Source organism: Pseudomonas sp. fls2-241-R2A-110, from assembly GCF_030209165.1.
GTDB lineage: Bacteria > Pseudomonadota > Gammaproteobacteria > Pseudomonadales > Pseudomonadaceae > Aquipseudomonas.
Genome location: NZ_JARVSN010000041.1, coordinates 1 through 18,037, shown reverse-complemented (window position 1 = coordinate 18,037; position 18,037 = coordinate 1). Strand labels below are relative to the sequence as shown.

At 61.3% G+C, this 18,037-nt stretch carries 14 protein-coding genes; 11 read left to right on the top strand and 3 right to left on the bottom strand.

The annotated features are described in order from the left end of the window. Positions 1-2: 2 nt before the first annotated feature. Both QRN31_RS29090 and QRN31_RS29085 read right to left on the bottom strand, forming a co-directional pair. The gene (locus QRN31_RS29090; RefSeq protein WP_285436212.1) at positions 3-2,216 is read right to left on the bottom strand and encodes a xanthine dehydrogenase family protein molybdopterin-binding subunit; all 2,214 of its coding nucleotides are present in this window, start codon (positions 2,214-2,216) and stop codon (positions 3-5) included. Next, entirely contained in the window at positions 2,216-2,680 is a 465-nt protein-coding gene (locus QRN31_RS29085; protein WP_285436210.1) for a (2Fe-2S)-binding protein, read from the bottom strand. The genes QRN31_RS29090 and QRN31_RS29085 overlap by 1 nt, the downstream gene beginning before the upstream one ends. A 118-nt stretch (positions 2,681-2,798) precedes the next feature. Between QRN31_RS29085 and QRN31_RS29080 the strand changes: the two genes are divergently transcribed. From QRN31_RS29080 to QRN31_RS29040, 9 genes are all read left to right on the top strand, one after another. Further along, positions 2,799-3,689 (top strand): LysR substrate-binding domain-containing protein, encoded by an 891-nt coding sequence (locus tag QRN31_RS29080; protein ID WP_285436208.1) that lies wholly within the window; start codon positions 2,799-2,801, stop codon positions 3,687-3,689. Between the two features lie 307 nt (positions 3,690-3,996). Then, positions 3,997-4,926, top strand: a complete 930-nt coding sequence (locus QRN31_RS29075) for an amidohydrolase family protein (RefSeq protein WP_150715251.1) — start codon at positions 3,997-3,999, stop codon at positions 4,924-4,926. Between the two features lie 4 nt (positions 4,927-4,930). Next, a complete protein-coding gene (locus QRN31_RS29070; protein WP_285436207.1) occupies positions 4,931-5,845 on the top strand; it encodes an amidohydrolase family protein in 915 nt (304 codons plus the stop codon). Between the two features lie 123 nt (positions 5,846-5,968). Next, positions 5,969-7,354, top strand: a complete 1,386-nt coding sequence (locus tag QRN31_RS29065; protein WP_285436206.1) for a UbiD family decarboxylase — start codon at positions 5,969-5,971, stop codon at positions 7,352-7,354. Further along, a complete protein-coding gene (locus tag QRN31_RS29060; RefSeq protein ID WP_285436204.1) occupies positions 7,351-7,968 on the top strand; it encodes a UbiX family flavin prenyltransferase in 618 nt (205 codons plus the stop codon). Before QRN31_RS29065 ends, QRN31_RS29060 begins: the two co-directional genes overlap by 4 nt. A 77-nt stretch (positions 7,969-8,045) precedes the next feature. Then, on the top strand, positions 8,046-9,083 hold the full coding sequence (locus tag QRN31_RS29055; protein WP_285436203.1) for a CobW family GTP-binding protein: 1,038 nt from the start codon (positions 8,046-8,048) through the stop codon (positions 9,081-9,083). A gap of 92 nt (positions 9,084-9,175) precedes the next feature. Further along, on the top strand, positions 9,176-10,543 hold the full coding sequence (locus QRN31_RS29050; RefSeq protein WP_285436200.1) for a nucleobase:cation symporter-2 family protein: 1,368 nt from the start codon (positions 9,176-9,178) through the stop codon (positions 10,541-10,543). A gap of 12 nt (positions 10,544-10,555) precedes the next feature. Then, positions 10,556-11,944 (top strand): amidohydrolase family protein, encoded by a 1,389-nt coding sequence (locus QRN31_RS29045; protein WP_285436198.1) that lies wholly within the window; start codon positions 10,556-10,558, stop codon positions 11,942-11,944. A gap of 196 nt (positions 11,945-12,140) precedes the next feature. After that, the gene (locus QRN31_RS29040) at positions 12,141-13,160 is read left to right on the top strand and encodes an AbrB family transcriptional regulator (RefSeq protein ID WP_285436196.1); all 1,020 of its coding nucleotides are present in this window, start codon (positions 12,141-12,143) and stop codon (positions 13,158-13,160) included. Positions 13,161-13,442: 282 nt separating this feature from the next. On the opposite strand, the gene QRN31_RS29035 is transcribed toward QRN31_RS29040, so the two are convergent. Next, on the bottom strand, positions 13,443-14,327 hold the full coding sequence (locus QRN31_RS29035; RefSeq protein WP_285436195.1) for a LysR family transcriptional regulator: 885 nt from the start codon (positions 14,325-14,327) through the stop codon (positions 13,443-13,445). A 133-nt stretch (positions 14,328-14,460) separates the two neighbouring features. Here QRN31_RS29035 and QRN31_RS29030 point away from each other — a divergent pair, with 133 nt between their 5' ends. Both QRN31_RS29030 and QRN31_RS29025 read left to right on the top strand, forming a co-directional pair. Next, positions 14,461-16,125: a GMC family oxidoreductase gene (locus QRN31_RS29030; protein ID WP_285436194.1), complete on the top strand. Its 1,665-nt coding sequence runs from the start codon at positions 14,461-14,463 to the stop codon at positions 16,123-16,125. A 141-nt stretch (positions 16,126-16,266) separates the two neighbouring features. Continuing rightward, positions 16,267-17,889, top strand: coding sequence for an MFS transporter (locus tag QRN31_RS29025; protein WP_285436192.1), 1,623 nt, complete (start codon positions 16,267-16,269; stop codon positions 17,887-17,889). The last annotated feature ends 148 nt before the right edge of the window (positions 17,890-18,037 follow it).

Below are 18,037 nucleotides of genomic sequence, written 5' to 3'. Positions count from 1 at the left end.
GCTTATCCCAAGGTCAGTGGCGTCGAGCGCTGGCGCACTCCGGTCAGGCTGAACAGCGCATTGGCGATGGCCGGGGCCACTGATGGGCTGCCCAGTTCCCCGACGCCACCGGGTTTGCCCGGTTCACCGTCCAGCAGCAGGATGTCCACCGCCGGCATGTCGGACATGCGTGTCACCCGATAGTCATGGAAGTTGCTCTGCACCACCCGGCCCTGCTTGATGTCCATGCGGTCGAACAACGCGTGACCCAAACCCCACATCAAGCCGCCGTAGATCTGCTCTTCGACACCGCCCGGCGATACGGCCAGGCCGCAATCGACCACGCAAGTGAGCTTATCGACCTTGATCACACCGTCCTTTTTCGACAGCTTGGCGACCACCGCGATGAAGCTGGTGTAGCCCTGATTGGTGGCAATGCCCAATGCGGTGCCTTGCGGTAATGGCTGGCCCCAACCGGCGCGTTCGGCGGCGCTTTTGAGCACCGCGACGTGCCGGGGTCGATCGTGCATATTGGCCAGGCGAAAAGCCAAAGGATCCTGCCCGGCACCGTGGGCCAGTTCATCCATGAAGCTTTCCACGGCGAACACGTTGGGAATGAAGCTCACCGAGCGATACCAGCCGCTGGGCACGTTACTTTCATGCCGGACCCAGGCCAGGTCCAGATTCGCCGGGCGATAGGCGAAATCCCACGCGGTGATGGCTTCGGTGGTGCTGTAATCCATATGGTCCGGGCGCTCGAAATAGCCAGGCTCCCACTGCTCCGGCGAAGCGGGCGACACCGCGTTGAGTTGCAATGCGGTCAATCGCCCCTGCGCGTCCAACGCGCCTTTGGCCCGATGCAACGTGGCCGGGTGCATGAACAGCGCACGCATTTCGTCTTCACGGCTGTTCATCAACTTGACCGGCACCTTGGCCTGTTGCGCCAGGTACGCCACTTCGAACAACCAATACTTGGCCTCCCGCGCACCGAAACTGCCTCCGGACACCGTCTCATTGATGGTGACTTTATCCTTGGCGATGTTGCACACCGTTTGTGCGGCTTCCAGCGCTGACGACGGCACCTGCACACCGCCCCAATAGGTGATGGCGTTGTCCGCCACCTGCGCGGTGATGCACACCGGCTCCAATGGGTTTTGCACCTTGTACGGCATGCGATAGTCGGCTTCGAGCAACTTCGCGGCAATCGGCCATTGCGCGGCGACATCCCCCGCCGCCATGGCGGACACCCGTTGCGCAGCCTTGTCGTCGATTGCCGATACTTGCGCCGTTGCCAGCTGATCACTGTCAAACCCGGCGAGTGGCGACTCGCTCCATTGCACGTTCAGCAACTCTCGCCCCTGATGCGCGGCCCAGTAGTTATCGGCCAGGACGGCGACACCCTCCTGGTTACCACCGAGGACATCGGGCCGACCCGCAATCGCGATCACTTTGCGCACGCCCGGCACCTGCAGCGCAGCGCTGGAATCCACTTTCAGCACGGTCGCACCGATCACCGGTGTGCGCTGAATCACCGCCACCAGCATCTGCGGTAACACGACATCGATGCTGTATTTGAAGCGCCCGCACACCTTCGCCGCAGCATCCCGTTTTTGCCGCAACTTGCCGATGTATTTGAACTGCGCCGGGTCCTTCAGGGTGACCTTGTCTGGCGCGGACAACTGCGCAGCAAGCCCCGCCAATTCACCGTAACCGAGGCTGCGTCGACTGGCGGCATGCAGCACTCGACCGTCTTCGGTTGTGCAACTGTCGGGGCTGACGTTCCACTGCTGAGCTGCCGCCGTCATCAACAATGCGCGGGCCGTGGCGCCGGCCATGCGCAACCGGTCGTATTCCAGCGACACGCTGGTGCTGCCGCCGGTCGAGTAAACCTTCCAGACCGGGTGAATGTAGGCCTCGAAGAATGGATTTTCCGGAGAAATCACCTGCACGGTCATCGGGTTGACGTCCAGTTCCTCGGCCACGCACGCGGCCAGCGCGGTGTGGGTGCCAGTGCCGGAATCGTGCTTGTGCACCACCAGTTTTACCGTGCCGTCGGGCAGCACCCGAACCCAGGCATTCGGTTCGAACTCAGCGGCAGTCATTGGCGCCTTTGGCGCTGTCGCGGTCAGGCCCGAAGGCAGATAAAGCGCAATCGCCAGGCCGGAAGCGAGCGTAATCGCCTGCTTGAGAAAAATGCGGCGCGACGGTTCAACCTGAGTGTCGTCGATAAAAGGCATCACGCCTCCTTCGGCGCAGCGGCCGCGCGCTTGATGGCTTTGTTGATTCGCGCGTAAGTGCCGCAGCGGCACAGGTTGCCGGACATCGCGTTGCGGATCGAGTCATCGGTGACCGCCGCTCCGGTGTTGAGCAGCGCGGCAGCGGACATGATCTGACCGGATTGACAGTAACCGCATTGCGGCACATCTTCGGCAACCCAGGCCAATTGCAGCGGATGCTGTTCGGTAGGCGACAAGCCTTCGATGGTGGTGATGCGGTGCCCCGCCACGGCAGCGACCGGCAGTTGGCAGGAACGTACCGCGACACCGTCCAGGTGCACGGTGCAGGCACCACACAGGCCCATGCCGCAACCGAACTTGGTGCCGGTGAGTTTCAAGTGATCTCGCAACACCCATAACAAGGGCATGGAGGGCGATGGCTCGACCAGCTCGTGTCGTTCGCCGTTTACCGTGAATTCGATCATTGTCAGGCTCCAAGAGAGCGGCCCGTCTTTATGCGGGCCTGGTCGCCGATTATTGGAAGCCTGCGCAAAAACGGGCCAGCGACGATTTCTGCCATCCTGTGTAAGTAGGACTAACAGCATGTACAAGCGATACCCGTCGGTGCAGTCCATGAATGCCTTCATCCAGGCTGCTCGCAGCGGAAGTTTTTCCAGCGCTGCGCGCAAACTCGACTTGACCCACAGCGCTATAAGCCAGCAAATCCGCAGCCTGGAAGACTTCATCGGCCAGCCGCTGTTCGTTCGCGAAGGCGGCGGCAGCAACCTGACCGATGCCGGTCAATTGTTTGCCAGCGTGCTGTCCGATGGCCTCGCGCAGATCGACCGGGCGCTGTCCTCGGTGAAAAACCGTAGCGTCGCGCAACGGCTGACCCTGGATGTCGACAGTGAACTGGCGCAGAGCTGGCTCAATCCGCGGCTACCGCAACTGCTTGATTTGCTGCCCGACCATGAAGTGGTCCTGCTGTCGATGCCACGTTCGGATCGCAGTTCATTCGAGCGGGTCGACTTGGCGTTGCGCTACGGCTATGGCGATTGGGAAGACTGCGAGATGACTCAGATTTGTGGCGACAGCGTCCGCGCGGTGGCTTCGCCCGCACTGTTGGAACGACAGGGTTTACAGGTGCCCATGACGCCTGCGCAGGTGTTGCAATTGCCGTTGTTGGGGTATACGCGCCGGTCGTGGATCCCCTGGCTGGAGGCCTCTGACATGGCGCCGAGCGAGCCGGCCGCGCGCGTGATTTTCGATAATGCGGCGAACCTGATCGCCGCCGCCGAGGCCGGGATTGGCGCGGGCCTGGTGCGCGGTTTGCTGGCCGCTGATGCGTTGCGTTCGGGGCGTTTGGTGGCACTGAACGACACGACGATTGCAGCGCATTACAACCTGTACGCGGTATGGCCGCCGGGTCAGGCCGAGCGGGTGGCGCCGGTGGTTGAGGTGATCAAGACGTTGGCTCGGCAGACACTTAGCTGACGTCATCGCGAGCAGGTTCGCTCCCATAAAAGATCGCAAGTGGGGAGCGAGCCCACTCGCGAAAAGGGCCACACATCCATCACCAAAAACCTCCCCGATATCGAACAGGTATCAACCCCTCGCCCAATTAATATTGTACGAACCCGATCCCCCCTTCCAATACTCCTCCCCAAGCAGACAGCGTCCCGAGCCGGATGCGACCAGGCGAGGGAATGCGCAGCAGTGCGCATAGAAATGGCCGATTGCCCGGGACGTGGCTGCTGCGAACCGCAAGGTTCCCTTCCCCGCTATCAGGAGATCGACTTCAATGATCATCGATATCAGTTGCTATCCCACCGACCTGGTGGACCTCGCCTGGAGGCATGACGGTGACCCCTTCACCGGCGAGCGTCTGCTGGAGATGATGGATGGCCCGTACATGGTCAACGGCAAACCTCGCCGCATCGACAAAGCCTTCATCCAGCCGCCCCAAGGCAACACCATTTACACCTGGACCGACGGCGACCTCACCGGGCGCGAATCCATCGATGCCTACATGGCTTACACACTGAAGATGGTGCAGACCTACCCGGATCGCTTCATTGGCTGCTTCGTCTACAACCCGCGCTGCGGCGTGGAAAACGGTGTCGAGGCGATCGAGCGCTACGTCAAGGAACACGGGTTCAAGATGGTCCAGATGCAGGCCAACATGCACGCCTATCGCCCGGACCGGGCGCTGGACTGGGTCCGTCCGGCCTTCGAGAAATGCGCCGAGCTGGGCATCCCGGTCAAGCTGCACACCGGCGACGGCCCCTACAGCATCCCGTCAGAATGGGTGCCGATGATCAAGGAATTCCCCAACGTCGATTTCATCATGGCGCACTTCGGGGTACAGACGGGTGGCGTCTATGTCTTCGAACCGATGCAATGGGCGATGGAGCTGCCCAACGTCTACTGCGAATCAGGCTGGTGCCTGCAATCGCGGATCGTCGAGTTCGCCAAGGTCTTGCCGACGCACAAGATCCTCTTCGGGACCGACACCCCTCCCAACGAGCCGGGCATGTGGCTGCGCCTGCTGGAAGTGCTCTGCCATGAGCCACCGCAAGGCCTGAACCTGGACGAGGACACCCTCGAAGAGTACCTGGGCAACAATACCGCACGGATGATCGGCCTCGAACCGACCCCACCACCACGAACCGTGTCCGAAGCCGAGGCGCAGTTGAAGCGCCCTGTCACCACCCAGCTGGCCAGGAGTTGAACCGATGATTATCGATACCCATCTGCACCCCACCAACCTGGTCGATGAGGCCTGGCGCCACACCGGCGAACCGTTCACCGGCGAGCGCATGCTCAAGCTGATGGACGGCCCGTACATGATCAACGGCAAGCCACGGCGCATCGACATGGGTTTCATCCAGCCGCCACCGGGCAACACCGGTTATCGCGACGGCAACCGTCGGGGCCGCGAAGGCGTACGCGACTACATGTCCTACGTCGCTGAACTGTGCGTGAAATACCCGGATCGCTTCATCGGCAACTTCAACTTCAACCCGCGCTGGGGACCGGAAAACGGTGCGGCAGAGCTGGAATTCCACATCAAGGAATACGGCTTCAAGATGCTCAAGCTGCACGCCAACATGCACGGCTATCGTCCGGACCGGGCACTGGACTGGCTGCGGCCGGCGATGAAAGTCTGCGCCAAATACAACATTGTGGTGCTGATCCACACGGGCGACGGGCCGTACACCATTCCGACCATGTTCTACCCGATCATCCGCGAGTTCCCGATGGTCAATTTCATCATCGGTCACTTCGGCATTCAGACCGGCGGCAACTACTCCTTCGAAGCGTTCTGGATGGCCATGGACACGCCGAACGTGTACTGCGAATCCGGTTGGTGTTTCCAGTCGCGGATCGTCGAATTCGCCAAGGATCTGCCACGCAACAAGATCGTCTTCGGCACCGATTCGCCGCCGAACGAACCGGGCATGTGGTTGCGCGAGCTCGAAGTCCTTTGTTCGCCTGCGCCGCAAGGCCTGGGGATCGATGAGGATCACCTTGAGGACTACCTGGGCAACAACATCGCCCGGTTGTGCGGCATCGAACCGACACCGCCACCCAAGGACCTGATCGAGGCGGACATTCGTCTGACCACGACGTACCTCCAGGCTTTTTAAAACAAGCGCACAGCGACCTTTCAGGCGTACAGATGAACCGGCGTTCGATCGACCGGCAGGCCAACGGTTTGTCGATCGAACGTCGCCGATCCCCTGCGCGCCTGCTTTTTACGAGGTGAAACCATGACCCTCTCCACGCTCGGCGATACCCAGGATTTCCACGATTTCATCGACGCCTATCGCCGCCAATACCCGGACGATGTGCTGACCGTTCACGAAAAACTGTCCGCCGACCAGGACGTCACTGCCCTGGTCGATGCCCTCGCCTCACAAGGTCGCGATCCGCTGCTGATCTGCGACAACGTCGGCCATCTCGGTGTGCCGGTCGCAACCAACCTGTTCGCCTCCCGAACCCGCATCGCACGAATGTTCGGGGTTGCCCCGGCGCAGTTGCACGAAACCTTTCAGGCACGCGCCAATAACCCCATCGCCCCGCGTTACGTTGAAACCGGACCGGTACTGGACGAAATCTTCGAAGGCGAAGCCGTGGACCTGGCGCTGCTGCCAATGCTCAAACACTTCGACAGCGACCGTGGCCCGTACATTACCAACGCCATCATCATCGCCGAGGACCCGGTCACCGGCATCGCCAACATGAGCTACCACCGTTCCATGCGCCACGCCCGCCAGACCCTCGCTACCAGCCTGCATTCGCGTGGCCACTTGTGGCGCATGCTGCAAACCGCCCGCGAGCGCGGCGAAGAATTGCGTGTGGCCATGGTGGTCGGTGCCCATCCGTTGTTCATGCTTGCCGCCGCTGCACGCTTGCCGTTCGGCAGTGATGAACGCGCGGTGGCCGGCGGCCTGTTCGGCGCCCCGCTGGAATTGGTCAAGACCCCGCTCTACGGTATCGGCGTACCGGCATTTGCCGAGTTTGTACTCGAAGGCGCCATCGACCCGGCGGCCTATGCCGAAGAAGGTCCGTTCGGTGAGTTCAGTGGCTATTCCTCAGATCGCTCAACCAATAACGTGCTGCGGGTCGACACGCTGATGCGGCGCAAGGACGCCTGGCTGGTGGACGTGGTCGGCGGGCGTTACGCCGAACACCTGACCCTGGCGCGGCTGCCACGGGAAGCGGAGATGAGCGAAAAACTCAAGGCCCGCTTCCCCGCTGTCACTGCCGTGCATTACCCCAACTCCGGCACGCATTTTCATTGCTATGTGGCACTGGATCAAAGCCGTGACGGCGAGGCGCGGCAGATCATGCTCGCCCTGCTCGGCTGGGACCCCTACCTCAAGACCGTGATCGCGGTGGACAGCGATATCGACATCAGCGACGACAGTCATGTGCTCTGGGCGCTGGCCACACACTTTCAGCCCCATCAGGATATTTTCGTCATCGACGGTCTACCCGGCAGTCCGCTGGACCCTTCGTCCTCGGTCAATGGCACCACCTCGCGCATGGGGCTGGACGCCACGCGTGGATCGGGATTCGACGGCATCAAGGCGCAGCTGGATCAGCAGGTGGTCGAGCGCGCACTGACGCTGCTGAAGAAGTATCCATCATGAACCGCCAGCGCATGGTCGTCGGCATCAGTGGCGCGTCAGGGTTCATCTACGGCGTAAGACTGCTGGAGTTGCTGGCTGAACTGAACATCGAAAGCCACCTGATCATCAGCCGTGCTGCGCTGCTGACCATGGCCCATGAAACCGACTACAAGCTGGCCGACGTCAGCGCATTGGCCAGCCACTGCCACCGCGCCGACGATGTGGCCGCCGGGATCGCCAGCGGATCGTTCCGCTGCCTGGGCATGGTGGTCGCGCCATGTTCGATGCGCACTCTGGCAGAGATCGCCACCGGCACCTCTTCAGGGCTGATAGGCCGCGCTGCCGACGTCACCTTGAAAGAGCGCCGCACCTTGGTGCTGATGGCCCGGGAAACGCCGCTGACCCTCGCCCACCTGCGCAACATGACCGCTGTCACCGAGATGGGCGGGATCATCGCCCCACCGGTTCCGGCGTTCTACGCCCGCCCTCAGAACCTTTCGCAAATGGTCGATCACAGCCTCGGCCGTGTCCTCGACCTGTTTGGCCTCGACGCCGGGACTGCGCTGCGCTGGGGTGAAGCCCCGAAACCCTGCGCAAGCGATGAAGCCAAAGCAGTTCGCAGGGGTATCGGCTGATCCACCGCTTCGCGAGCAATCCCGCACCCCAAAAAAAATCTCACCCGGCAAATCGATCAGTCATCAAGGAGCTCTACATGAACCTTCCATTCAACGCCCCGACCCCGAACCGCAAAATCCCGGTGACCATCCTCACCGGTTTCCTCGGTGCCGGCAAAACCACTCTTCTCAACTACATCCTCAAGGAAAACCACGGGCGCAAGATTGCCGTGATCGAAAACGAATTCGGAGAAGTCGGCATCGACGGTGACCTGGTGCTCAGTTCCGAGACCGAAGAAATCTACGAGATGGTCAACGGTTGCGTGTGCTGCACCGCCGAAGTCCGCGAAGACCTGGTGCGCATCGTCCGCGAACTGGTGGCTCGCCCGGTAAGACTCGATCACATCCTGATCGAAACCAGCGGCCTGGCCGATCCATACCCGGTAGCACAGAGCTTCTTCATCAACGACCCGATCGCCGATGAAGTGGAACTGGACGCCATCGTAACCATGGTCGATGCCAAGCACATCGCCCAGCATCTGGAAGATTTGCACCTCGACGGCGTGGACAACCAGGCCGTGGACCAGATCGTCTGCGCCGACCGCATCGTGATCAACAAGGTCGATCTGGTGAGCAAGGACGACGTCACCGCGCTGCGGGGCAAGATTCGCGGGTTGAACGCCACGGCGCAGCTGGTGACGTCCAGCTACGCGCAGATCGACCTGACGAAGATCCTCGGCATAGGTGCCTTTGAGTCAACGCAGAAGCTGATGGAAATCGGCGCTGAACACGATCACCACGCCCACGAACATCACCCGGATCTGGATCACGACCACGACCCGAGCGTGACGTCAGTCGGCATTGCCGTGGAAGGCGCGGTGAATCTGCTCGCCTTCCACCAGTGGATCAGCGCATTGCGCACTGAGCAGGCCGACAACCTTTATCGCATGAAAGGTGTGCTGGCTGTCGCGGATCAGGATCAGCGCTACGTGCTGCAAGGTGTCCACAGCCTGGTCGAGTTCCGGGCCTCCACCGCATGGGGCACGGAACCACGCTCCAGCAAGATTGTGTTCATCGGCCGCGACCTGGACCGCGCGGCGCTGAACCAGGGCTTTGCCGCCTGCCTGGCAGGCTGAAAGAACGGCATCGGAGCCGGTGGATGGCGGCTCCGGGCACGCAGAACGAATACCCCTCTGTACCGAATAACAACAGCTAGAGGTGTTTCCCCATGTCGTCAGCCACATCCCCATCAAAAACCCCTTCCACCGTCCACCCGGTCGACCAGATTCTGCCGGTCCGGCAAATGCTCACCCTCGGCCTGCAACACATGGCCGTCTCGTACATCGGCGCCATTGCCGTGCCGTTGATTGTCGCAAGCGCCCTGAAAATGTCCCAGGCCGATACCGTGGTGCTGATCAGCACCACCTTGTTTTGCTCTGGCATTGCCACGCTTTTGCAAACCGTCGGCTTCTGGAAATTCGGCGTGCGTTTGCCGATCTTGCAGGGTGTGGCGTTCAGCAGTGTCGGCCCGGTCATCGCCATCGGCACCAACCCGCAGGTGGGTTTCGCCGGAGTCTGCGGGGCAGTGATCGGCGCGGGGATCTTTACGATGCTGGTCGCGCCGTTCGTGGGCCGATTGCGCCGCTACTTTCCGCCCGTGGTCACCGGCTGCATTGTCACCGTGATTGGTCTACAGCTATTCCCGATTGCCTATGAGTGGGTCGGGGGTGGCCGCAACGCCAGCGATTTCGGGGCGCCGGCCTACCTTGCCGTCGCCGCCGTGGTACTCACGACCATCCTGTTGATCAACCGCTACGGCGGGCCGATGTTGCGCAACATGGCGGTGCTGATCGGAATGCTGGTGGGCGCGGGACTGGCTTATAGCCTGGGCATGGGCAGTTTTCACAGCGTGCAGCAATCACCCTGGTTCACCGTGCCCTACCCGTTCTACTTCGGCCTGCCGACCTTCAGCCTGATCCCGATTGCCACCATCATCGTGGTGATGATCGTGCAGATGGTCGAGTCCATGGGGCTGTTCGTGGCCATCGGCGACATCGTCGACAAACCAGTGGAAGAAAAACAGGTGATCAACGGCCTGCGCGCCAATGGCCTGGCGAGCACCATCGCCGGGATGTTCGCCGCGTTTCCGTTCATTGCCTTCATGGAGAACGTCGGGCTGGTGATTCTGACCGGCGTGCGCAGTCGCTGGGTGGTGGCGATCAGCGGTTTATTGATGTGTTGCGTGGCGTTGGTGCCCAAAGCCGGGGCGATTATCGCGTCGATGCCGACGGCGGCCCTTGGCGGTGCCGGGATTGCCATGTTCGGCGTGGTCGCCGCTGCGGGCATTCAAACCCTGGCCAAAGTCGATTACGAGCACAACCGTTTCAACGTATTGATCGTCGGTTTCACCATCGCTGCCGCCCTGGTGCCGGTGCTGGCGCCGGCCCTGTTCAAACAAATGCCCGAGTGGTCGCAGCCGTTCCTGCACAGCAGCGTGGTGATTGCCTGCCTGGTGTCGGTGCTGCTCAACGCGGCGCTCAACGGCGTCAGCGTTGCCGACAGCACAGCCACCAAGCCTGCCCCCCACAGCCTTTGACTGGAGAAGCACATGACTCGACTTCAAGACATCCTGATCAAAAACCCGGCCGCGGTGATGACCGGCCTGCGCGGTCCGCGCGCCCGGGCCGGTAACGTAGACATCCGCATCGTCAACGGTCGCATCGCTGAAATGGCCACAGGCTTGGTGGCACACCCCGGCGAACGGGTGATTGATGCCAGCCACTCGGTGGTCTACCCAGGCTGGATCAACACCCATCATCACCTGTTTCAAAACCTGCTCAAAGCCGTGCCCGAAGGGATGAATCAAGACCTGCAAGGCTGGCTGGCCAGCGTGCCTTACCCGCGCCTCAACCGTTTTACCCCACAACTGGCGCAGATCGCCGCACGCTTGGGCATGGCCGAGCTGCTGTTGTCGGGGGTAACGACCTGCGCCGATCACCATTACCTTTATCACGCCAACGGCACTACCGAGACCGGCGACCTGCTGTTCAACACCGCTGAGACGTTCGGCATGCGTTTTGTTCTGTGCCGCGGCGGTGCACTGGAATCCGCCAGCGCTCATCCGGGATTCTCAAAAACGGCACTGCAACCCGAGACGCTTGATCAGATGGTCGGCGACATCGAACGGCTCAAATCGCTGTATCACCAGGACACCCCGGATGCGATGCGTCGCGTGGTGGTGGCGCCGACGACTCCAACCTTCTCCCTGCCGCCGACCTTGCTGCGAGAGCTTGCCCACACCGCTCGCGGCCTCGGCTTGCGCCTGCACACGCACCTTTCGGAAACACAGAACTACGTCAATTTCTGCCGTGAAAAATACAACTGCCTGCCGGTGGAATTCGTCGCCGAGCATGAATGGCTCGGTCCGGATGTCTGGTTCGCCCACGCGGTGCATTTGCAACCGGCGGAAATCCGCATGCTCGCGCAAACCGGCACCGGCATTGCTCATTGCCCGGTGAGCAACGCACGCTTGGGCAGCGGCATCGCGCCAGTGCCACAAATGCAAGAGGCCGGGGTGCCGATATCCCTCGGGGTCGATGGCGTGGCGTCCAACGAGTCCGGGAGTATGGTCGGTGAAGCGCACACGGCGTGGTTGATTCATCGGGCCGAACAAGGGGCTTCAGCCACCACCGCCGAAGAGGTGATTCATTGGGGCACGGCCGGCGGCGCGCAGGTGTTGGGGCTGGGATCGGTCGGAACGCTGGAAATTGGCCAGGCGGCGGACCTGGTGATCTATGGTCTCGATCATCCACGGTTCTTTGGTTTCCATGATCTCGCGATTGCGCCGGTGGTTGCCGGTGAGCCGATTGCCGTGCGCTACAGCATGATCGGTGGGCGGCTGGTGGTCGACGACGGGGTGATTCCGGGACTGGATCTGGAACGCATGCGCGCTGAAGCGTGGGAGGGGGTGCAGCAGTTGATGCATGTCGTCGACTGATACCCGCTCTCCCCTGTTGGAGCTGGCTGCCAGCGAGTGCCCCGGCCAAAGGCACCTCGTCAGCATCCGGCTCCTGCAGGATTCACCGGGATGACACCATCGCAACAGGCGTGCTTGACGCGTCGGCTGATTAAATGGGAAAACGTGAATGGCCCGGATGGACGCGCTGGCTAATTCACGAATCAAGGAAGCCCCCATGAAAACCCTGTTGTGTTTGCTGATCGCCATCGGCGTCGGCACGGCGCTGCAACACGCCGGTGTCCCCCACGGCCTGTTGCTGGGCTCGATACTCGCGACCGCGTTAATCGCCAGCAACCTGCGTTTTTCCCCTGCGCTGCCCTTCAGTCTGGGTTATGTGCAGATCGTATTGGGCATTGCCACCGGTTTGATGTTCAAGTCATGGGACAGCCACACCGCCGCCGCCATGCTCCCCAGTCTCGGTTTCATGCTGCTGTGCCTGATGGTTCAAAGTAGCTTGGCCGGCTTCTGGTTGTTCCGGGTTTCGGGCTGGAATTTGAAAGACTCGCTATTGGCCGTGTACCCCGGTGCACTCGCTGCCGTGTTCGACTTGCTTGAATCCGAACGCGCGTCCGGCAAAGTGATTGTCGTGCACCTGATCCGCCTGCTGTCGATCACCGTGCTGGTGAGTGTGTGCATTCCCGGACACACCGACACGGTGCTTGCCCAAAGCAGCCCGCTGGTCATGAGCACTGTGTTGACCCTGCTGTCGCTGATTGCCTTGTGCCTGTTGCTCGGGCGCTTGCTGTTGAAGGCCGGCGTGCCCGCACCGTTCATGCTCACCGCCATCGTCCTCACCGGGATCTCGCTCAAGGTCGGCTATCTTCAGGACTTCCACCTGCCACAATGGAGTGTCGACTCGGCCACAGTCCTGCTGGGTATGCTGATCGGCTCGAAATTCAAGGACATCACCCTCGGGGAACTGGTCCGCCACGGCCGCGCCGGACTGATGTCGATTGCCCTGATGTTGCTGATCGCAACAGCGTTTGCAGGCGTGGCCGCACGGGTGCTGGGCAGCGATCCCTTGTCGTTGTGGCTGGCCTACATGCCGGGCGCCATCGAGACCATCGCCATCGTCGCGTTCAGCGGCGGTCTGAACGTGGTGTTCATCCTCACGCATCACTTGATGCGCATGGTCGTGCTGCACTTTGCACCGGCATTGGTCGTGCAGGCGCGGCGCTGGCGGGCAGATGCTTGAAGGGACTTTGTTCAAACGCCTCCCAACGTGGAGGCGTCGCGTTCTGCGTAGCGTGCGCCAAGGAACTACGCAGGAGAGATGGTGGCCAGGGCTCCAATCAAAATGGTTAACAACAGAAATCCACCGAGGAAAATCGCCATCTTGCCCATAGGGCCTCCTACATAATGAGTTTACGGTGCAGTGGCTGCGCGACTGCGGACCGTGGCGTCATTGTGAGCTGCAGGCGTTATGCATAACAGATGCAGATAACGATGGAAAAACCGGATCAGAGCCCCGGGAGGACTATCTCAATAACAGCGCCTGCTCCGCCTCGCACAACGCCACCACGTAATCCCACAGCACCCGCAGCCTGACCGATTTGTGCAGCTCGCGCCGGGTGCTGATCCAGTAGCTGCGCAGGATATTTTCATCCGGCAGCAGCGGCACCAACTGCGGATCGGCACTGGCCATGTAGCACGGCAACACCGCAATACCCAGTCCCGAACGGGCCGCCTGTTGCTGGGCGATGACGCTGGTGCTGTGGAACACCACCCGCGGATTGCGGCAAAAGCTGTTGAGGAACATCAGTTCCTGGCTGAACAGCAAATCGTCGACATAGCCGATCCAGGCGTGGCGCCCCAGGTCTTCGCGGCTGTGCAGCGGCGGTGCCTGGTCGAGGTAGGCCTGGCTGGCATACAACGCCAGTCGATAGTCGGTGAGTTTGCGCGTGACCAGCATGTCGGCGGCCGGGCGTTCGAGGTGGATGCTGATCTCGGCTTCGCGGTTGAGGATGCTGACGAAGCGCGGCACCGCCACCAGCTCTACTTCCAGCCCGGGATAACGTTCGAACAGCCCGTTCATGCGGCTGGCGAGGAACATGATCCCCAGCCCTTCCGTCACGCCAACGCGGATCTTGCCCAGCGGCGCGGTGGACTGGGTGATTTCTTCCTGGGCCAGCAACGCGACGTTTTCCATGGCTTCGGCATGTTTGAGCAACGCTTCGCCCGCCGGGGTCAGCTCATAGCCTTGGGCATGCTGGACGAACAACGCCGTGCCGAGGCTCTTCTCGATGGCTTCGATGTGTCGGGCCACGGTGGCATGCGTGGTGTTCAAACGGCGGGCGGCGGTGAGCAAACGCCCGCTGCGTTGCAATTCGAGAAAAAACCGCAGGTCATTCCAGTCGAACATGAGTCGTCCTTGGGTCTACGCTGTTGGAGGCGCTGTTTAAAAACGCACAGCGGCTGCGCAAAAACTAACATTCTTTTGACGAAAGCTAACAACTAGGATGACCGACAACAAGAACAACAATACGAGGTCAGGGATGCAGACTTCCCTTGATGAATTCGACTACATCGTGGTTGGCGCCGGACCGGCCGGTTGTTTGTTGGCCAATCGGCTGTCGGCCAACCCGCAACACCGGGTGTTGCTGCTCGAAGCCGGTGGCCGCGATAACTATGCGTGGATTCACATCCCCGTCGGTTACCTGTTCTGCATAGGCAACCCGCGCACCGACTGGTGCTTCAAGACCGAAGCGCAACCGGGCCTGCAAGGTCGTGCCTTGAGTTACCCGCGCGGCAAAGTACTGGGCGGCTGCTCCTCGATCAACGGCATGATCTACATGCGTGGCCAGGCGGGCGACTACGATGGCTGGGCCGCCGACGGCAACCCGGGCTGGAGTTGGGACGATGTCCTGCCGCTGTTCAAGAAAAGCGAAAACCATTTTGCCGGCGACTCGGAGTTTCACGGCGCTGCCGGGGAATGGCGGATCGAGCGTCAGCGGTTGTCGTGGCCGATTCTGGACGCGTTTCGCAGTGCCGCCGAGCAAAGCGGCATCGCCAGCATCGATGACTTCAACCAGGGCGACAATGAAGGCTGCGGCTATTTTCAGGTCAATCAGAAGGCCGGGATTCGCTGGAACGCGGCCAAGGCGTTTCTCAAACCGGTGCGCAACCGCCCCAACCTCACCATATTGACCGACGTCGACGTTGATCGCGTGCTGCTGGAAAACGGTCGTGCATCGGCGGTCAGCGCGCGCTATCAGGGTCAGGCGAAAACCTTCAAGGCTCGCAAGGAAATCGTCCTGTGCGCCGGCTCCGTTGGCTCGCCGAGCATTCTGCAACGCTCGGGGATCGGCCCTCGCCCACTCCTGGAAAAACTCGGGATCGGCGTGGCCCATGAGCTGCCCGGCGTCGGCGGCAATCTGCAGGATCACCTGCAACTGCGGCTGATCTACAAACTGGAAAACGCGCGCACCCTGAACCAGATCGCCGGCAGTGTGTGGGGCAAGATGGGCATGGGCCTGCGTTACCTGTATGACCGCAGCGGCCCGCTGTCGATGGCGCCGAGTCAGCTCGGCGCGTTTGCCCGATCCGGGCCGGAGCAAACCTCGGCCAATCTCGAATACCACGTGCAGCCGCTGTCGCTGGAGCGTTTCGGCGAGCCGTTGCATGCCTTCCCCGCGTTCACCGCATCGGTCTGCGATCTACGGCCGCAAAGCCGTGGCCGGGTGGAGATTCGCTCGGCCAATGCGCAGGATGCACCGCTGATCCAACCCAATTACCTGAGCCATCCGGAGGACTTGCGGGTCGCCGCAGACGCGATTCGCCTGACCCGGCGTATCGTTGCCGCACCGGCCCTGCAGGCGTTCAAACCGGTGGAATACCTGCCCGGCGCCAGCTTGCAGACCGAAGAACAATTGCACGAAGCCGCAGCGCGGATTGGCACGACGATTTTCCATCCGGTGGGCACCTGCCGCATGGGCAACGACGTGGACGCGGTGGTCGACGCCGAGCTGCGTGTTCACGGGATTCCTGGCCTGCGCATCGCCGATGCCTCGATCATGCCGCGCATCACCTCGGGCAACACCTGTTCGCCTACGCTGATGATTGCCGAAAAGGCTGCACAGCTGATCCTCAACCCATTGACTGTTAACCCCTCCCCTGTGGGAGCGAGCTTGCTCGCGAAAGCGGTAGACCATCAACATTGATGAGCACTGGCACGACGCATTCGCGAGCAAGCCCGCTCCCACAAGGGATCGCATCAGATTTACCGACGTAGAAATACCCCGCTGCAAGGAATACGCAACACCAGTGGAACAACAAAAAAAATCACTGTGAGGGATACCGATATGTCAGAACATGTTCAGCCGCTGGACGCCACGCTTAGCGTCGACACCAGCCCCGACACCCGCAAAGTCATCTTCGCCTCGTCACTCGGAACGGTTTTCGAGTGGTACGACTTTTTCCTCTATGGCGCCCTCGCGGCGGTGATCAGCAAGCAGTTTTTTGCCGGGGTCAACGACACCACGGCGTTCATTTTTGCCCTGATGGCGTTCGCCGCCGGCTTCATCGTCAGGCCTTTCGGCGCGCTGGTGTTCGGACGGCTGGGGGACATGATCGGACGCAAATACACGTTCCTGGCGACCATCATCCTCATGGGCCTGGCAACCTTCTGCGTCGGACTGCTGCCGACCTACGCCAGCATCGGCATCGCCGCGCCGATCATCCTGGTGTTGTTGCGCATGCTTCAGGGCTTGGCCCTGGGCGGTGAATACGGCGGCGCTGCCACGTATGTCGCCGAACACGCGCCAATCGGCAAACGTGGTTTTCACACCAGCTGGATTCAATCCACGGCCACCCTCGGCTTGTTGCTGTCACTGCTGGTGGTGCTCGGTTGCCGCTATTTCACCGGTGACCAGTTCGAAGTCTGGGGCTGGCGGATTCCGTTTCTGTTTTCGATCGTTTTGCTGGGCATCTCGACCTGGATTCGCATGAGCCTGCACGAGTCGCCGGCCTTCGTGAAAATGAAAGAAGAAGGCAAGCTCTGCAAGTCGCCGCTACGCGACTCCTTCGGCAAGTGGGAAAACCTCAAAGTGGTGCTGATCGCCCTGTTCAGCATCAACGCCGGGCAAGCGGTGACCTTCTATGCCGCGCAATTCTACGTGCTGTTCTTCCTCACCCAATTCCTGAAAATGGACCCGGCCCTGGCCAACAGCCTGCTGATCGTCAGCGTGATCATCGGCGCGCCGTTCTTTATTTTCTTTGGCTGGCTGTCGGACAAGGTCGGGCGCAAACCGGTGCTGATGATCGGCCTGCTGCTGGCCACTGCGCTGTACTTCCCGATTTTCAAATCCATCGCCCACTACGCCAACCCGGCCATCGACCAGGCCAGCCGCCAGGCACCGATCACCGTGCTGGCGGACCCGGCCACCTGCACCTTCCAGTTCGACCCGGTGGGCAAGGCGAAATTTGACAGCCCCTGCGACAAGGTCAAAACCTTCCTGGTGAAACAAGGCCTGCCTTACACCAGCGAAGCGGCCCCGGCTGGCAGTGCCGTGCAGGTGAGCGTCGGCGAAGTGAAAATCGATGGCTACGATGAAGCGGCACTGCGCGGCGCCGTGACCCTGGGCGGGTATCCGTCACAAGCCGATACCCAGTTGGTCAACAAACCGATGATCGTGGCGCTGATCGTCGCGCTGATCATTATCTCCGCCATGTGCTACGGCCCGCTGGCGGCGCTGATGGTCGAACTGTTCCCGACGCGCATCCGCTACACCTCGATGTCCCTGCCCTACCACATCGGCAATGGCTGGTTCGGCGGCTTCCTGCCGACGGTGTCGTTCGCCCTGGTGGTGTACACCGGGGATATTTTCTACGGACTTTGGTACCCGGTGGTGATCACCGCAGTGAGCCTCGTGGTGGGGATGATCTGTCTGCGTGAGACGAAAAACGTCGACCTCGATAAAAACTGACCGTCCCTGCAGAAAAAACGCCCCGCACACGCGGATAATGCTGTTCACTTAAGACCGTTTTTGGGTTGGGGTTGGGGGCATATCCGTTTCTGCGGTAACGGCGGCTATTGGTTCCGCCCTGACGGCGGGTCACTTGGAGAAGCGCCAA

Bases quoted from the DNA above. Each gene is read 5' to 3' on its own strand.
- QRN31_RS29090 (WP_285436212.1), bottom strand. From the start codon at position 2,216: ATGCCTTTTATCGACGACACTCAGGTTGAACCGTCGCGCCGCATTTTT.
- QRN31_RS29085 (WP_285436210.1), bottom strand. From the start codon at position 2,680: ATGATCGAATTCACGGTAAACGGCGAACGACACGAGCTGGTCGAGCCA.
- QRN31_RS29080 (WP_285436208.1), top strand. From the start codon at position 2,799: ATGTACAAGCGATACCCGTCGGTGCAGTCCATGAATGCCTTCATCCAG.
- QRN31_RS29075 (WP_150715251.1), top strand. From the start codon at position 3,997: ATGATCATCGATATCAGTTGCTATCCCACCGACCTGGTGGACCTCGCC.
- QRN31_RS29070 (WP_285436207.1), top strand. From the start codon at position 4,931: ATGATTATCGATACCCATCTGCACCCCACCAACCTGGTCGATGAGGCC.
- QRN31_RS29065 (WP_285436206.1), top strand. From the start codon at position 5,969: ATGACCCTCTCCACGCTCGGCGATACCCAGGATTTCCACGATTTCATC.
- QRN31_RS29060 (WP_285436204.1), top strand. From the start codon at position 7,351: ATGAACCGCCAGCGCATGGTCGTCGGCATCAGTGGCGCGTCAGGGTTC.
- QRN31_RS29055 (WP_285436203.1), top strand. From the start codon at position 8,046: ATGAACCTTCCATTCAACGCCCCGACCCCGAACCGCAAAATCCCGGTG.
- QRN31_RS29050 (WP_285436200.1), top strand. From the start codon at position 9,176: ATGTCGTCAGCCACATCCCCATCAAAAACCCCTTCCACCGTCCACCCG.
- QRN31_RS29045 (WP_285436198.1), top strand. From the start codon at position 10,556: ATGACTCGACTTCAAGACATCCTGATCAAAAACCCGGCCGCGGTGATG.
- QRN31_RS29040 (WP_285436196.1), top strand. From the start codon at position 12,141: ATGAAAACCCTGTTGTGTTTGCTGATCGCCATCGGCGTCGGCACGGCG.
- QRN31_RS29035 (WP_285436195.1), bottom strand. From the start codon at position 14,327: ATGTTCGACTGGAATGACCTGCGGTTTTTTCTCGAATTGCAACGCAGC.
- QRN31_RS29030 (WP_285436194.1), top strand. From the start codon at position 14,461: ATGCAGACTTCCCTTGATGAATTCGACTACATCGTGGTTGGCGCCGGA.
- QRN31_RS29025 (WP_285436192.1), top strand. From the start codon at position 16,267: ATGTCAGAACATGTTCAGCCGCTGGACGCCACGCTTAGCGTCGACACC.